This window comes from Bdellovibrio bacteriovorus, from assembly GCF_001592745.1.
GTDB lineage: Bacteria > Bdellovibrionota > Bdellovibrionia > Bdellovibrionales > Bdellovibrionaceae > Bdellovibrio > Bdellovibrio bacteriovorus_B.
Window position 1 is genome coordinate 68,121 of record NZ_LUKD01000007.1, and the last position, 15,777, is coordinate 83,897.

Annotated in this window: 13 protein-coding genes; 5 read left to right on the forward strand and 8 right to left on the reverse strand. The window is 45.8% G+C overall.

Annotated elements, in window-relative coordinates; genetic code table 11:
- Positions 1–218 precede the first annotated feature (218 nt).
- On the reverse strand, positions 219–932 hold the full coding sequence (locus tag AZI87_RS14410) for a hypothetical protein (protein WP_063208564.1): 714 nt from the start codon (positions 930–932) through the stop codon (positions 219–221).
- Positions 933–999: 67 nt separating this feature from the next.
- Here AZI87_RS14410 and AZI87_RS14415 point away from each other — a divergent pair, with 67 nt between their 5' ends.
- The 3 genes from AZI87_RS14415 to AZI87_RS14425 are packed head-to-tail and all read left to right on the forward strand — an operon-like array spanning position 1,000 to position 4,578.
- Entirely contained in the window at positions 1,000–2,142 is a 1,143-nt protein-coding gene (locus AZI87_RS14415) for a phospholipase D-like domain-containing protein (protein WP_081112238.1), read from the forward strand.
- A gap of 43 nt (positions 2,143–2,185) precedes the next feature.
- A complete protein-coding gene (locus AZI87_RS14420; RefSeq protein WP_063208566.1) occupies positions 2,186–2,788 on the forward strand; it encodes an ATP/GTP-binding protein in 603 nt (200 codons plus the stop codon).
- Positions 2,788–4,578 (forward strand): hypothetical protein, encoded by a 1,791-nt coding sequence (locus tag AZI87_RS14425; protein ID WP_063208568.1) that lies wholly within the window; start codon positions 2,788–2,790, stop codon positions 4,576–4,578. Before AZI87_RS14420 ends, AZI87_RS14425 begins: the two co-directional genes overlap by 1 nt.
- Here the strand turns inward: AZI87_RS14425 and AZI87_RS14430 are convergent.
- The 3 genes from AZI87_RS14430 to AZI87_RS14440 form a co-directional block, all read right to left on the reverse strand.
- Entirely contained in the window at positions 4,575–6,509 is a 1,935-nt protein-coding gene (locus AZI87_RS14430; RefSeq protein ID WP_253696864.1) for a response regulator, read from the reverse strand. The two genes, AZI87_RS14425 and AZI87_RS14430, sit on opposite strands and share 4 nt — an antisense overlap.
- Before the next feature lie 104 nt (positions 6,510–6,613).
- A complete protein-coding gene (locus AZI87_RS14435; protein ID WP_063208569.1) occupies positions 6,614–7,084 on the reverse strand; it encodes a hypothetical protein in 471 nt (156 codons plus the stop codon).
- Between the two features lie 41 nt (positions 7,085–7,125).
- On the reverse strand, positions 7,126–8,898 hold the full coding sequence (locus tag AZI87_RS14440; RefSeq protein WP_253696866.1) for a SpoIIE family protein phosphatase: 1,773 nt from the start codon (positions 8,896–8,898) through the stop codon (positions 7,126–7,128).
- Between the two features lie 173 nt (positions 8,899–9,071).
- On the opposite strand from AZI87_RS14440, the gene AZI87_RS14445 reads away from it, so the two are divergent.
- Positions 9,072–11,240, forward strand: coding sequence for a FecR domain-containing protein (locus AZI87_RS14445; RefSeq protein ID WP_063208571.1), 2,169 nt, complete (start codon positions 9,072–9,074; stop codon positions 11,238–11,240).
- Positions 11,237–13,189 (forward strand): ATP-binding protein, encoded by a 1,953-nt coding sequence (locus AZI87_RS14450; protein ID WP_063208573.1) that lies wholly within the window; start codon positions 11,237–11,239, stop codon positions 13,187–13,189. Before AZI87_RS14445 ends, AZI87_RS14450 begins: the two co-directional genes overlap by 4 nt.
- Positions 13,190–13,259: 70 nt before the next feature.
- Here AZI87_RS14450 and AZI87_RS14455 read toward each other — a convergent pair whose 3' ends face one another.
- The 4 genes from AZI87_RS14455 to AZI87_RS14470 form a co-directional block, all read right to left on the reverse strand.
- On the reverse strand, positions 13,260–13,739 hold the full coding sequence (locus AZI87_RS14455; protein WP_063208575.1) for a YcnI family copper-binding membrane protein: 480 nt from the start codon (positions 13,737–13,739) through the stop codon (positions 13,260–13,262).
- A 110-nt stretch (positions 13,740–13,849) separates the two neighbouring features.
- Positions 13,850–14,302 carry a hypothetical protein gene (locus tag AZI87_RS14460; protein ID WP_063208577.1) on the reverse strand — a complete coding sequence of 151 codons (453 nt, stop codon included), beginning with the start codon at positions 14,300–14,302 and terminating at the stop codon, positions 13,850–13,852.
- A gap of 90 nt (positions 14,303–14,392) precedes the next feature.
- Positions 14,393–14,806, reverse strand: a complete 414-nt coding sequence (locus tag AZI87_RS14465; protein ID WP_063208579.1) for a hypothetical protein — start codon at positions 14,804–14,806, stop codon at positions 14,393–14,395.
- A gap of 152 nt (positions 14,807–14,958) precedes the next feature.
- Positions 14,959–15,681, reverse strand: coding sequence for a DUF3750 domain-containing protein (locus AZI87_RS14470; protein WP_063208632.1), 723 nt, complete (start codon positions 15,679–15,681; stop codon positions 14,959–14,961).
- Positions 15,682–15,777 lie beyond the last annotated feature (96 nt).

Genomic DNA, 15,777 nt, shown 5'->3' on the forward strand with positions numbered 1-15,777 from the left:
GTAATAAAAAAAACATACATGAATATTTGATTGGAATAAATGACCTAGCGTTAACTGATTGCTTGGCGGAGCGGATTCGGGAATGAGTCCGAAGTGAAGGGCCTTCAGCGGGCCAGGATGGCCGAACCGGCAAGGCCGGCGCTGATGAGCCACGATGGCGTGCCCGAACGAAGCGACTCATTCCCGAATCCGCTCCGCCAAGCAAACCAAGTTCAAGACTAGAACATGTCGTTTAAACCCATCCAAATCTTACGACTCTTAGACTTTTTATTACGCAAATAATCCACCCATTCTTGCGGCGATCTTTTTTGCCAATTTTCCGCCAAATTCGCGGCGAAAATCAAAGGACTGTAACCTTGACCGATATGATCTTTCGGAGGACGAAGAGCCGTCAACATTTCTGGGCCATAGAAACCTGTTGGCACCAAGCGATCACGCTCACCCAATTCACCGATAATCAAAGCGCCCGGAACTTGTCCCAGCACGGTACGACTCAGAGGGCCTGAAGCTTCCGCCGCAGGTGGAACGCCCGCAGATCCGACGATAACCAAACCCGCTTGCGATTTTTTACTCAGAAGTTGAACAAGGTCCTTCGTGGAATCATTCACTTTCATGTTGAAATCAAAAAACACGAAACTTGTGCCTTCTGGCAAAGAGGTGATGCGCTCTTTCAACGCCTCCATGTCCACTTCTCCCGTAGAATCGTAAGGAGTGTAGTTCACCAATTCACAGCTCTTGCAGGGACGAGATTGTTCTGCAAAGAAAGGCTTAATCTTACTATCAAACTCGGCCGCTTTTTGCTGACCGAAGTAAATCACCGTGGTTTTTCCATTAGGAAGTGCCGCTTGAGCCCATGTCGCCCCGCAAGACGCTAAGACTAAAAAACTTCCCGCCAAAATTTTTTTAAAATTCCATAGATTGCACGTCGTCATAAAGTCAGTTTGCCCCCACCCCTGCTTTGCTGTCGACTTTTTTAATAATATATTGAACAATCGACATATGGAGTCATGGAGTCAGGTTCGCATATTTCATTCGGGCGATGAGTACTATCAAAGCCTTCTCGAGGATATTCGTCATGCACAACGAAGTATAACGATCGAATCTTACATCTTTGCTCTGGATAGACTCACAACTCCAATCATTGAGGAACTCGCCAAAGCACGCGCTCGCGGTTGCAGCGTCAAGATTGTGGTCGACGGTTTTGGCTCGTATTACTATATTCCTCAACTCGATCGTCTGTGTTCTCAACATGGCATTGAGTTCCGGGTTTTCCATCCCTTCCCCTACCCACTTTTGTGGGCACGAAGTCTGTTTGCGAAGTATTCATTGCATGGAAGTTTTTTGATGAAGCACATGAATCGGCGCAATCACCGAAAAATTTCAATTATCGATGAAAAACGCGCCTATCTAGGAAGCTTCAACTTCGTTCAAGATCACTGTGCGAGCATTGTGGGGTCTCACGCCTGGCGAGACACGGGGGCTTGGGTCGAAGGCGATGCTATTAAGTATTTGGTTCTAGCTTTTCAAATCAGCTATCTGCGTACTTATATCAAAGGACTTATCAACTGGGTCGGTCGCTGGCGCTCTCGCGTAGAGCCTCACGAAAAGATTTTACGCCTGAACACCACGCAACGCACGCGACGACGTCTGTATCGGGATCTGTTACACCGAATCGCTTCCGCGAATAAGCGACTTTACATTACGACAGCCTATTTCTTACCAAAAAGATCTTTGCTTCGAGCCCTCCTGAAAGCCGCGCGCCGCGGAGTCGACGTCAAGATTCTGATTCCAGGAAAGTCGGATGTTCCTGTCGTCAAATGGGCCGCCTTTTACATTGTTAAATTTTTGCTTCAAAAGCGCATCCCCATTTATGAATACCAAAAGACCATCTTGCACGCGAAAACAATGATTCTGGATGACGAAGCCTTTATTGGCTCTTTCAACCTGAATCACCGCAGTTTGTTGCATGATCTTGAAGTGGAAGTGGTGCTGAACGATGCCGACAGCCTTCAAAACATGACCCAACAGTGGGAAACTGATTTAGCCAATGCGAAACTTGTGTCTGAAAAGGATCTTGCGGCCCGCTCTTGGCTCGCCCGCATGATCTATAATATCGCCTTCCGCCTGCGTTATTTGCTGTAGTTTTTATTTTGACCCTGCCCTATGAATTGGCGATCCTATCCGTATGAATTCATACGTCAAAATCGCAATTACCGGTGGACCTTCGGGTGGCAAGACTACATTGATTGAAGCTTTGAAAAAAGAGTTGGGACAAAAGTGCGCAGTCGTTCCAGAAGCTGCAAGTATTCTGTATCGCGGTGGCTTTCCTCGCTTTAAGGAAGCTCAAGGTGTCGTTCATGCGCAAAAAGCGATTTACTACACTCAAAAAGAACTCGAAGAGATGATCTCGACGTTAAGTCAAAAGTCTTTGATCGTTTGCGACCGAGGATCCTTGGATGCCATTGCTTATTGGCCCGGGCAAGCAGACGAATTCTTCAAACTTGTACAAAGCTCTAAAGAACAAGAGATTGCTCGCTATGACTGGGTGATTCACTTAGACACGGCTTCCTCTGACTTCTACGACACGACGAATACGATTCGCACGGAAACTTTCCAAGAAGCTTGGGACTTGAATTCAAAAATTAAGCACGCGTGGGAGGGACATCCTCGTCGCGTGGTGATCACTCACAACGAAGACTTCCTTTCAAAGATGACAACGTCTTTATCTGTGATCAAAGCTATTATGGCTCATAAGAGTGCTGACGAAATCAAAAAGGAGCTTTTGTAATGTCCAAATGCCTGCTCGCTTTGCTTTCTTTAATGACGGCGTATTCTATCCAGGCTCAGGCGCAAGCGCCCTCTCGCACAAGCAAATTAAAGCCTCTGTATTTCCAGGCGGATAAGAACAATCTGCAAGTTCTGCCGCAGCGATTTGAGTACACATTGATCGACGAAGACCGTTTAAAAATCGGTGATATTTTAATCGATACAACTCAAATCACCTTTCAAATTGAACCTTCCACTCAAAAAGGTCTTTATCGCATTCGCTTCACTTGGCCAGCGGGTTTGGTTAACGAAGGCGAACTCTCGGTAAAAAACAACTCTGGTAAAGCCATCTTCACGACGGTACTAAGCAAAGAAAATGTCACTATCACCGACGGTGTTCCTGCTACGGGTGAAGATGAGCATCTGCGCTCACAAGTGGCTACTTTTTCTGCTGATGAAGTCGAAGCATCGCTTGTCGATGATATGAAGTACTTCCCGTTCATGAGTTTTTGCATTTATCGTGAAAGCGAAGAAACTCGCATCTACATGTGTTCCAAGGAACTTTACTTAAGTTCTCAACAAGGGCAAATGGTGGTGAAAACCCGCTCTAGCACGAAGAAAGCCGCTCAAGTTGAAATCAACGGCAAGATCGTTGGAAACCAAGGCATCATTTATTTGAATGATCGCAGCGAAAACGTGGCCTTCAAAGCCCAAACTCAAACCGGCGCTTTCTTTGAAATTGAAACTCGCAAAAAAGACGTCGATTTCAAAGATGCCGTTGTATCTGACGATGGCAGCCGCATTATCCTGACGGCGTCCGGTGCCGAACCCGTAGACGAAAAGAAAGTTAAGAAGCTTTCAGAGACAGACTGGCAGATTTCTCTTTCTAAAAATCGCCCCGTACTTTACTTAAAAGGCGATGGCGATATTCCGATGCGCCAAGAGTTTTACGTTCGCGGTGAGCTGCCGAAAGCTAAAAACCGTCCGTATCTCTCGCAAAAATCGGTGTCTCGCACTTACGCTTCAAAACTTTCTTTTACTGGCATCAGCCCTGAAGGTGTGCAAGTCCGCTCTCCTGAAAATGATGGAACTTCTCAGTTAGAACCACTTAAGAAAAATCAATTTCAATGGAAAGTCAGCGGAATTCCAGCGGGCGTAGAAACGCGCCGTTATTTGAATGTGCAAGCTGACGGTCAAAACTTTGTAGCTGGTTATGATGTGTTTCGCGGCCAGCCTTTCGGACTTGGCGTGGGAGCCTCTTACCAGACCCCGTCAGGCATCGCTTTTGGTGCCTTAGAATTTCAGTGGTGGTTTGAAAACTTCTTAATGATCAACGCCGACTGGTCCCGCTTTAAGTGGGGTCTTTCTGTAGAGCGATTGCAGCACTTCACTGAAAAAGACGATGTTGCCAAAGTCGACTTCACAACCTTGGAGTTAAAGTGGCGTGCGCACGAAGGTTTCAATCTTATTGATGCCACTTGGGGACTGACTTTACCATTGCAAATGGTTCAAGGTGAAAATGCCAGCGCCACAGCTTATGGTCTTGGCGCGTTCTGGCTCAAAAAACCAAATCGCTGGATGAAACCTTTCATGCATTGGACAGAGTATAAACTGCAATATTTTGCGGGCTCTTCAGGCAGTGATTTCAAAGTTTCTTCCGCCTACAATCTGAAAGCTCTGGCTTACTGGCAGTTCAACGCAGACTGGTATTTGCGTTATGGTTTAGGTCTGAGTGATTACAAATACGATCCGGCTGCCGCAAAAGAAGAAATGCAGATTGATTTAAATGCAGGAATTTTCTGGAAGTTCTAACGCTTTTTAAAGAAGCCTGAAACAACCTGTTTCAGGTCCATATTGAAGACGTCTTGTTTTTTGTTGGCCGCCGTTAAAAGGGAAATCTCGCGACGGGCAGGAATGAATGATGGATCCAAAGCCACGCTCTTCTCAAAAGATTTTCTAGCGGCCACGACATCCCCTTTGATCTTATTGAAAAGACCCACCACGAAGGGGAATAAAGTGTCATAGCGCTCATCTGGCGGAACTTGAACTAACTCTAACTCAACTTCTTTAAGAACAAATTGTTTCTTTGCTGGATCCACGGCACCCAACTTTGCCCAAGAGCTGTACAAGTGAAGCTGTTGAGTTTGTGGATTGAGTCTTGCAATCTCGGCCAATGTCTCTAAGGCTTTCGCGTATTGATTATACTGAAGTTGTTTTTTAACTTCTTCCATCAAAGTGGTCGCGCGAAGCTTAGCCTCCGCTTCTGATTTCTGCGTAGCCTGGCGGTATTGATCGATCTTATTAGAATCTTGAGACGCGGTGACGGCATCTTCGGCCGTTCTTTTGATCTTACTCCAGACAGCAAAAGCTTCTGAAGCGGCATCCTGGGGCTGATCGCCCAACATCGTTAAGAACTCTGCCAATGCGGCTTCCATAGACGCCCCACCCGCAGCGGTTTCCATGTAAGAAGTGATTTCATAACCATTCTTGCCATCAAGTTCGGCCCAGATTTTTTTCAAAACCTTCAACTGCTCTTGCGGATTTGCAAAAGCTGCGCGCTGAGCAAAAACCACCAATCCTTTAGTTAAAAGGAAGTGGATGGCTTTATACACTGCAATTTCACTATAGCCTTTGACGTCCAAAAGCTGCGAAAGCGTCATTTGATTATTGAGCTTTAAAGGCAGACCCTCTAAGGTTTTGATCAAAGACATTGTCAAAGCAGGATGGTCATCGCGAAATGTCGGGCTTTTCACGATCACGTTTCCAGACCACATCACATACAAAGACTTCAACCAGTTCAAAGAAATCTTGGAAGCGATCCAGTCATGAAGGTAGTAAGACAAAGTGTCAGCATCAATACTTGGATTGCTCATCTCAACTTCCGCCGAAGCAAAGTTCACACGGATTTTCTGATCAACAATCGTACGCACCAAGCGGATGTTCATTTGCTCCATCAAAATCAAATCAAACGCATGCGGGCTCAGCTGATTGTTCTGAATCAGATAGTTTCCGATACGGCGATTGTTTTTATCACGCAAAGCATTTTGCACGTCTTTGGGAGTCGCATAACCACTTTGAATAAGCATTTCTCCGAGGAAAGTCGTCTTATCATCCACGTCGACACCGACGATATTCCCGTTACAGAATGAAATACCAGAGACAGATCCGTCTGCATTATAGATATTCAGATAGCCACTGCTCTTAGTTTCTACCAAAAGCGAATACAAGAAAGGCAAATCAAAGCCGCTGACTTCCTCAATCGACTCAATCACTTTTCTTTTTTGACGGCTGGTCACCGTGGGGTTTGCGAACATTTGATAAAGAAGCTTACGAGCACTCGAAGACTCTTCGCGCTTAGGAGCTTCTTCTTTTTTCACGAGCTTTAAAACTTGCTCCATTTCAAACGGCTTTTTCAAAAAAGCAATCGCTTGCGTGCTTTGTGTCGCTTCTTGAATGAATTGTTTATCCGTGTAGATACCGCTCATCAAAACTACTTTGAAACGAGCATTAGGATAATTGTTACGTGCCTGCTTGATAAAATCCAAGCCGGTCATTTGTGGAAGAAGACAGTCACAGAAAAGGAAATCTAAATTATTTTGCGTGGATAGAATCGTATTGGCTTCATCCGGACGAGTCGCCAAATAGACTTGATGACCGGCGCGACTTAAAATTTCTTTTAAGGCGTTTCCGATGGCCTCGTCGTCTTCCAGAATTAAAATACGGTTTTTACTGCTTGAATCCACGTTTTTCTTGTCGGTGTTTTAAAGGAAAGCATTGAGCTTAAAATAGGAAAAGCGGGACTGAAGATCAGTTCCCGCTTTCTTTTCTAGACCTAGGACTTGCTGGACTACTTCTTAAGGAACTTGAAATATTTGGACTCAATAACGTCCATCTCCATTTCATTGCCTTCTTCATCTTTCACGGACGCCGGCGGAGTCACCCCACCTTCGTTGAACTCTGTCCCATAACGAAACAAGACATTCTTTTCAGAACCGGAGTCATCGTTGTAGTAAGGTACAAAGAAAGAGTTCACTTTACCGGTCGCGGGTAAGAATCCATCCACCATGTTGATTTGGTCAACGATCACCTTAGGGCAGTTGCTGAAGGCGATTTGTGAGCCGGAAGCAGTTCCCATCCACTTAATCCATTCGCGGATTCCACAAGAGTTGATGCTTTTAAGACCACCCAATTCGACTTCAATGCTTGGATTGCCAGCGATATTGAATTGAGAAAAGTCGACATCTTCGTCAATAGTCCCCGCCATTTGCACCACAAGTTTGTCGGCGGCTTTATTCATTTTTACATCGAGTTTACCCATTCTCTTCTCCTCGTCGTTCACGTTCAAATCGTATTATAAATTTAGTTAAGACCTTCATTTTTTACCACAAAAAAGGTCACATCATCGACCAAGGGCGCCCCTTGACGGTGCTCTTGGAAGCTGACAGCGAAGCGATCAACCGAATCGCCCACTCCCGGGAAATCTTTATTTGCGGCAATGAGTGCTTTGATAAATTCTCGTTCGCCCCAGGCTTCTTTTCCCGGATTCTGGATGTCAGGGATGCCATCCGTATAAAAGAAAACGGCATCACCTTGTTCTATCTGAATACTGGTCTGCTGGTAAACAGAATCTCGCGCTTGTCCCAATCTGGGATTGTTCACTTCATTTAAAGGAATTAAATCTTTTTTCTTAAGGGCGCCGTCTGTTTTTTTGATCAAGAAAGGTGCTTCGTGAGAAGCATTACAATAAACCAACTCCCCTGTCTCTAGATCGAAGGACGCCAAGAAGAAAGTCATCATGATGCGACCTTTGGAAACGTCGTAAATCGAACGATTCAATAACTCCAATGCTTTGTTCGGAGAAATATTCAATCGTTCAATAATCGTCGAAGCACTTTTTGCTGCACTCGTAATCAACGCGGCCGGAGCTCCGTGCCCGGTGGCATCCCCGATCCACAAAAAGATTTTATTCCCAATTTGACAGTAGTGCCACCAGTCGCCACCACACTCACTGGCCGGCTCGTAATAACCCGCAATCGCTAAAGGCCCGATCTTGGCGCGTGTTTCTGGGAACAGAGTTTCTTGCACCGTTTTGGCCGTTTGCAGCTCGGATTCCATGCGCGCTTTTTCTGCCGTTTGCTCAAGCAGACGCGATACTTCCGCCGCCATGATGTTGAAGTTTTCAGCCAGGCTGCCCACTTCATCATTGGACTTCACATCAACACGGATATTGAAATCCCCTTCAGCCACTTTTCCTGTTGCGGTGAAAAGCTGAGTCAAAGCTTGCGTGATCCCACTTGAGGCAAAAAGACTTAAGATCACCGTCAAAGAAATCAAGATACCGAAGAAGATTAAAGATTTGCGGATAAGAATTTGCACCGCACCCAAGGCTTTTTCTTTTTCAACCGTTGTCACAACAATCAAATCACCAAAGCCTGCGCGCGAATAAGAAACCAAAAGTTCTGTTCCATCAACGGCTTTGTCCGTCTCGGCCCCTTGAGCGATCGGCGATTTTCCTTTTAAGAATGACGGCGTTACAACAGATTGCAAGCGTTTCCCTGGCATGCCATCGGGACCAAAAAGAACAAGTCCGTCTTGAGAGATCAAATACATCTTCTGAGATGTCGCTGCACGGAACATCTCGGAAGCTTCACTCATACGCACGATCACCATGAAAATCGTGTTGCGCGTCTTTGTTTCGTCGCTCACTTTTTCAAAAATAAAAACACGGTCGTCAACATAAGGCACTTTTACGACACGACGATTGGCATCGGCTTCGGCAAAATATTGAGGAAGGTATTGCTGAAGTGATGTCAGAATGCCATCAGTCTGTCCGGGAACTTTTTCTAGCAGAGCTTTTTTCTCGTAAGAACCTGTCGCCCCGGCACCAAAAACTACGATGGATTCAAGAGTGAACTCATTGGCAAAAATAGAATCCGAAATCGACGTGAACTTTTGCTGAGTCAGATAATCTTGAAAGATCGGCTTCGTCGTTCCTAAGACACCATTGAGCTGTGTCTTAATTTGAGCCGCCATGGTTCCGGACATACTGCTTGAAGAATCAAAGACATAGGCGATCTTATCGTCTTCAAAAATTTGTAAAGCCAGCACCAGATACACCGATAATGTAATCAAAGGCAGCGAAGTTAGAAGCAATAGAATCTTATATCTTATTGATATGCCACGTTTTTTCACGAGTTCAGTATGCCCGTTAACAGGAAACCCGAAAAGAAATTCTGATTTAACTTAGCCTAAGGTCCGTAAATGATTAGCCATTTCCCGCCGATAAGCCCTCAAGCAGGAGTGTTATGTCACGTTTTGGACAAACAGAAAAAATCATCTTTGTTGGAGCCCTCATTTTGTTGGTGGCCTTCTCGTATTTTCTGTACGACGACTCTTTACTCTTCCCAAAAGCTAACAACGGAAAATTAGAACTGATTGGTGACGTGGCGATCTCTCAAAACGACGTGCGCCGAAAAAATTTAGACACCTTCAGCTGGCTTCCCGCTTCTCGCAAAGACTCTGTTTATCAAAACGACTCCATCTTTACGGGAGATCGCTCTGAAGCTACGATCCGCTTGCAAGATGGAACTCAAATTCGCATCGAACCCAACTCTTTGATCACTTTGAATCTAAAAAACGGTCAAATGAATCTGGATTTGCGTTACGGAAACTTGGTTGGTGAACTGGCACAAGGTTCTTCTTTAACGGTGAAATCTGGCACCGAGGAATTCAAACTTGAATCCACTCCGGGCACCGCGGAAAAACCAAAAATTCAATTCAATAAAGCTCATAGCGGCACGGTCGACTTAAAACTTATTTCGGGTGATGTGAAGTACGTTGATAAGAAAAAGAAAGCCGTGAAGGCTTTACCTAAAAACACTGTCGTGGCCGTTGATAAAAAAGGCGAAGTTAAACAGGTGGAAAAACCTCAGTTAAGTTTAACGACAGCCAATAATGTCAATTATCTGCGCATGAATCCGGACGATCCACTTCCCTTTGAGTGGCAATCGAAAGGCCCGGTCTCTCGCTATGAATTAGAAATTTCTCCAGCGCAAGATTTCAGCACGGTGGCGGTTTCTAAAATCACGTCGGAAACAAAAACTGCGGTCACTGAACCTTTAGAACCGGGCGCTTACTATTGGAGATTGAAAGCCTTCGATCACAATGGTCAGGTCAGTGCAGTTTCTCCAGTTCAGAACGTGCAGGTCACGCATCTGGCGGGTCCACAAATCGTGACCCCGACGCAAGCAGCGCAAATCAATTTAGAATTGAAAGTAAAGCCAAAGGAAGAACTTGCGACAACAACAGAAGTTCAGTGGCGCGCTCAACCAGTGCTTAAAAACTTCACTTGGCAAGTGTCCCAAGATCCTGAGTTCCAGACTATTCTAAAAGAAGAGCAGACGACGAACTTAGCCGCGGTCACCCCCAAACTTCCTTCAGGAACTTATTGGGTGCGCGTGCAAGGACAAACGGAAAGCCAAAAGGTTTCGCCTTGGTCCGAGCCGGTGTCCTTCACTTTGAACTTGCTCGCTCATAAAGAAGAGCGTCCTGACCGCCCTGTCTTGGTTACAAAGAAAATTGAATTCAAAGCTCCAACAGGCAAAGATCGCAACCCTGCTTCACCAGAAGCACCGAAGTTAGCATGGAAACCTGTTTTACAGACAAAAAACTATCATTTGCAAATCGCAAAGGACGCCAGCTTTAAAGACGCCGAAAAATACGACATCACGCAAACTCAAGCCGCGTGGTCTCAGTATCGCCCCGGTAAATACTTCTATCGTGTTTATGCGCGTGGACTGAATGGTTTAATCAGTGAGCCCAGCGAAACCGGCACTTTGGAAATCTCTGTGGGTGGTTTGACTCTGGATCCTCTTAAAACCATCAATGCCGTGGGCCAGGCACCGGGCCCCAAAGAAACTCCTGTAAGTTGGAGCGAAGTCCCATTTGCGAAATCATATTTAGTTCAAGTGGATAAGAATAAAGACTTCTCTGCTCCACAGCTTTTGGAATATTCGTCCAATGCGGGTGTTTTGACATTAAATGATCCAGGTCGCTACAACGTGCGCGTGCAAGCGATGGATGAATCGAATCAGCCATTGACCGAGTTTTCAAATATTGAAGAAGTGCTTTATACATTCCGTGCCCCGTTGGTGGCGCCGACATTAATGGAACCTTTCAATGCCGCTTCGATCTTCTTGCAAACCGAGATGGAGCCTTTTATCTGGCTTGAATGGAAAAAAGTCGAAGGGGCCTCTTCATATCGTATTGAAATTTCTGACAAGGCTGATTTCTCTCGCACTTTAATTGCGAAATCTATCGACGGGAATCGTTACCTTATCAAAGACCGCGTACCGCTAGGCAAAATCTATTGGCGTGTGCGTGCAGAGTCCAAAACAGACTCTGAAGCTTCCGAGTGGGCATCAAAACGTGAATTCACCCTTTACCATCAGAAGAACGAGACTTTTGTAAAATGAAGATTCAGTACTCTCTCTTCGATACTTTGTTAGAACCCGTGTTTGTTCTAAATGCCGAACAAAAGGTCGTCTATTGCAATGAAACGGCAGCCATTGTCGCCGGCCTTTCTATTCGCAAAATCACACGCGGGATGAAGTTTGGTGAACTCTTTGCTTTTAGCGAGCCGATTGATGGTTTAGACAAGCTCATTGAAATCTGTGATGCCACTCCCTACAAAGAAGTGAATTTCAAAAGCTCTCAAGGTGGCGAAGGAAAAATCCAAATCACTCTGCAACCTATTTTTGATTCAATGGGTGATAAAAACTGGATTGTTTTCGTGCGTGACGTGACACTAGAAGAACGTCTGCAGAAAAAATACCGGGCTGAACTTGAACAAAAAGAAGATGTCATCAAAGCCCTTGAAGATGCCAAGTTGCAACTTGAAAACTACAGTAAAAACTTGGAACAAATGGTTGCAGACCGCACCCGTGAATTATCCCGTTTGAATCAGACCATGTCAGCCTTACTCGACAGTTTGGGCCAAGGTTTCTTTATCTTTAATGCCGATGGAAAAATCTTGGATGTCTCTTCAAAAGCCTGCGAAAGCACGGTGGAATGCAAACCTGATGGTCAGCTTATTTGGGATGTTTTAAAACTTCCAGAAAACAAAGTCGAAGGTTTCAAGAAGTGGATGCAAACCCTGTTCATGGAGATGCTGCCATTTGAAGATCTTTCTCCGTTGGGTCCAACGACCTACCCGCACTCTGCAAACCGCAATATTGCCTTAGAATACCACCCGCTTCGTTCTAGCGAAGGAGCGATGGAAGGTGTCGTTGTTGTTGCTTCCGATATCACTTCACTGATTGAAGCGCAAAAACAAGCAGAGACAGAAAAAGAACACGCCAAACTGATCATCAACATGATCAAGTCGAAACGCGAAATCCATCGCTTTATCCAAGAAGCACAAGGTCTGTTGATCTCGGTGCGAGAAGAGGTCTCTAAGGACCAAGCTCCTTATGATACAGAAACTCTGTTCCGCCATCTTCATACTCTGAAGGGAGGCGCGGCGCTCTTTTCCATTAAAGAAGTGGCCGAAGCCTGTCATCAAGGTGAAACGTTGCTGGCTGAACTTAAAGACAACTGGACTCATCCCGCCTTTATTTCATTACGTGCAAAATGTTTTGAGATCGAAGAGTATTTCTTTAAGTTCTTAGACGAAACAAAAGAAATCTTGGGGTCTTCGGCCCTTCCTGAAGAACGTCAAATTGAAATTGCCATCAGTAAGTTGAATGATATTGCTCGTAAAGTCGGTTCATTGCCTGGGGGCGGACACGTCGCGCAGGAACTTCTTTTAGAACTGGCGATGGAGCCTGTATCTCGTTTCGTTGAACCTTACAACGATGTGATGCTCCGCTTGGCCGAAAAAATCGATAAGATGATGGCGCCATTGAAGATCAACAATGGCAACGTTATGGTCATTCCTGAAATTTACAACTCGCTCTTTGCTACTCTGGTTCATGCTTTCAGAAATGCTGTGGATCATGGAATCGAAATTCCCGATGCGCGTATTGACGCCGGCAAACCTGCAGAGGGCCAGGTCGAAGTGAGTTTTGAAATTCAACCTCACCCTCTTCAACCGAAATTCTTGATCAAAATTCAAGATGACGGTGCCGGCATTGATCCACAAAAGATTCGTGAAAAATTGGCGAAGCGCTTAGTGGATACGAAGAACAAAACCGATGAACAAGTCATTCAGCACATCTTTGATAGCCAGTTTTCAACTCGCGAACAAGTGACAGATATTTCCGGTCGCGGTGTGGGCATGGACGCTATTAAAGTCGCGGCAGAAGATCTGCAAGGTCGCGTGTGGGTGGAATCGAAAGTGGGAGTGGGCTCTACCCTCTTTGTCGAAGTTCCCTACATCACGGAGTTCAAAAAAGACACTCGCAAAACTCCAGCAGCAGCTTAAAAAGTTCTTACTATCAAATACAAAAAGGCATCCGCACGGATGCCTTTTTTGTTTTCAGCACGAGCCAATTTTAATGAGCGCCGGTCGCTGGGGTGATTTTCAATGACGGCGCGGGTGCCAGTAACGAATGTTCGTCTTGACCCAGTACAGGAACGTCCGCCCAATTAATTTGTCCGCTTTCACAGGTTTGAAGAACTTTGAAATAAAGAGTGCTTCCTGCTGCCGCCATGATTTTTCCACGAAAAACAAATTCATCGTAATGAGCATCGGCCAAGCGTCCACCAGAAAAGCGAATCTCTTCAATTTGTCCCAAATCATTTTGAACAGTCTCGACATTCCAGCCTGGCTTAGGCATAGGTTTCGGAGTTACAAATCCTTTAGGAATCGAGATATGGACCGCCGTCGTGGGTGAGCCCTCACAACCATGAGGAACACGCGCCACTGCTTTATAGTAGCTACCCGCCGCTGCACTCGGAACTTCGAAAGAGACATGGCCGTGAGCCGAAATGGATGCGATTATAGTAGATAAAAAAAGAAAAGACTTAAACAAAGAACACCTCCTTAAGAGGTGCTATTTGTATGTCAGTCTAAATGCATTTCCAATGCCGCCATTTGTTGCGGCCCTTGTTTTTGTCATTTTACTGCTCCGCCTACGAAGTTCTATTCAACAGTACCTTCTGAACCCATGTTGCCCGTGTTTCCTTTTTCGCGTCCCATTCCGGTGCCGGTTTCAGCGGGTGTTTTATTTTTCTCGTCGAAACTTTCTGCACGTGAAGTGGTGGGACCAGGAACTTTCTTTTTCTTCTTAGCTGTTTTGGATTTTGCATCTGGCGTTGTGGGATCTTGATAGCCTCCACCGGCGGTGCCAGTTCCTGTCTGGCGACTTTCGCCAATAGAATCTCTTTCATGTCCTGAAGAACTTGGACTGTTGGGATCCGTTTCTGCTTGAGTCTTCGTCGTACGAGCGTCATAGCCTTTTTTAGGTTTATTTTTCGCCTCTGACGAACGAGTGGCTTCCGTCTGTGTCGTTGATGAAGAAGATGCACCTTCGTCGATGGCCCATCCCGATGAACATAACAACGCCGTCACCGCGGCCGTGATTGCTGTCTTCATACAAACTCCTTTAAGAGTGACAGAGAACTTGCTTTGAGCCAGGCCCAAAGCAAGTTCGTTTTATTGCTCGGTCTCGTATCTGAGTGTGAGTTACTCAGTTGTGCCTTCTGTGCCCATAGTTCCAGAGCCGCTAGAATCCGTTCTAGTGCCAGAACCCGTGGCAGATCCTGTTGAATCTGAAGTACCTCTGTTCATGCTGCCTGTGGATTCACTTTCGTAACCACTTGCATCCGCTCTGTTAGAGCTTTTTTTGGCTTTCTTTTTATCTCGCTCTTGGCGTTCAATTTCCGACGCCACAGAGCCAGATGGTGATGAACTTGACGACATGTCAGCGGAATCAGACGTGCCTGTTCCCGATCCTGATGTTGCCGTATCAGTATGAGCGCCTGAACCTGTGCCCGTCGACGAACCGGTACTTGAGCTTGAGCCCGAACCGGAGCCGGCTGCAAAGGCAGAGCCCGAAACCATCATGGCCGTAGCCACTAAGACTGTTAGTAATTTCATATCATCCTCCTTTGCGAGAGATGGTTGAGCCCATCCTGCACCACCCATGGGAGGCATTCAAATTTTTCAAAATTTTCTGAGTGAAAACATAGAATATTTCTGAAGAAAGACGAGTCGGGCCCGCTTTAAGACGGGCCGAAAATTGCGGATTATTAAAAGGCCTTGTCCTTCATCCCCACCCTTCCCACCATAGGAAGTTTTAAAGCGGGACGAAGAAAATCGACGCCGAAGTTAAGTCCTAAAAGATTCAACTCCACACCTTCATTCAAGCCGACGGTAAAACCAAATAGGCCGAACAACGAAAATTGCACACCGGTTTTGGCTTCACTCCAACCCACGACGTCACCTTGATTAATCCAGTCTTTTCCAATAGCGGTCGGTGGAAGCTCTACTTTCAATTCCGGCACATTGCGAATAATGTGCGAGATAAAAGTGTTGCTGTTGGGGCCCGGGTAAGCTCGGTACGTGTTTTTATATGCATAGTTCGCGGCTAAGTTGGCAATTTGTGGAATCGCTTTTTCCGCTTCTTCTCCGCGCAGATCTTCCAGCAATTCAGGGCGCGCCCCAAACCAGTGGCGATCCGGAATATCTTTTTGTACGACGACCGCTTCTTGCCCGCGACGCACGCGCCAGCCAATCACATGATAAGTCGTATACTCGTTCGCATTTTTTGCTTTCGTCGCAATCCAAGAGTGCACGGCAAAATAACCGCGCCAATCCACGGTGCGAGCGGCATACACTTGCACCACCGCACGTTTTTCAGAGTGAGGATCTGGCGCAATGCCGGCGCTATCACGGGTAGCCGTTCGCCAGTCTTGAGCAAAGGAATTTGAAAATGCAAAAAAGCCCACGAAAAATGAGAACAGTTTTTTCATGAAGTTATTATGAGACATTTCCCCCGGATTGGGGAAAAAATGTTGGGAGTTTTCCTCGAAAAGAAAACTAAAAGACCTCAAGGTCGCTTGAGGTCT

Excerpts from the sequence above, each read along its gene's own strand:
- AZI87_RS14415 (WP_081112238.1), top strand. The coding sequence starts at position 1,000 with ATGGAGTCATGGAGTCAGGTTCGCATATTTCATTCGGGCGATGAGTAC.
- AZI87_RS14420 (WP_063208566.1), top strand. The coding sequence starts at position 2,186 with ATGAATTCATACGTCAAAATCGCAATTACCGGTGGACCTTCGGGTGGC.
- AZI87_RS14425 (WP_063208568.1), top strand. The coding sequence starts at position 2,788 with ATGTCCAAATGCCTGCTCGCTTTGCTTTCTTTAATGACGGCGTATTCT.
- AZI87_RS14470 (WP_063208632.1), bottom strand. The coding sequence starts at position 15,681 with ATGAAAAAACTGTTCTCATTTTTCGTGGGCTTTTTTGCATTTTCAAAT.
- AZI87_RS14465 (WP_063208579.1), bottom strand. The coding sequence starts at position 14,806 with ATGAAATTACTAACAGTCTTAGTGGCTACGGCCATGATGGTTTCGGGC.
- AZI87_RS14410 (WP_063208564.1), bottom strand. The coding sequence starts at position 932 with ATGACGACGTGCAATCTATGGAATTTTAAAAAAATTTTGGCGGGAAGT.
- AZI87_RS14450 (WP_063208573.1), top strand. The coding sequence starts at position 11,237 with ATGAAGATTCAGTACTCTCTCTTCGATACTTTGTTAGAACCCGTGTTT.
- AZI87_RS14435 (WP_063208569.1), bottom strand. The coding sequence starts at position 7,084 with ATGGGTAAACTCGATGTAAAAATGAATAAAGCCGCCGACAAACTTGTG.
- AZI87_RS14445 (WP_063208571.1), top strand. The coding sequence starts at position 9,072 with ATGTCACGTTTTGGACAAACAGAAAAAATCATCTTTGTTGGAGCCCTC.
- AZI87_RS14460 (WP_063208577.1), bottom strand. The coding sequence starts at position 14,302 with ATGAAGACAGCAATCACGGCCGCGGTGACGGCGTTGTTATGTTCATCG.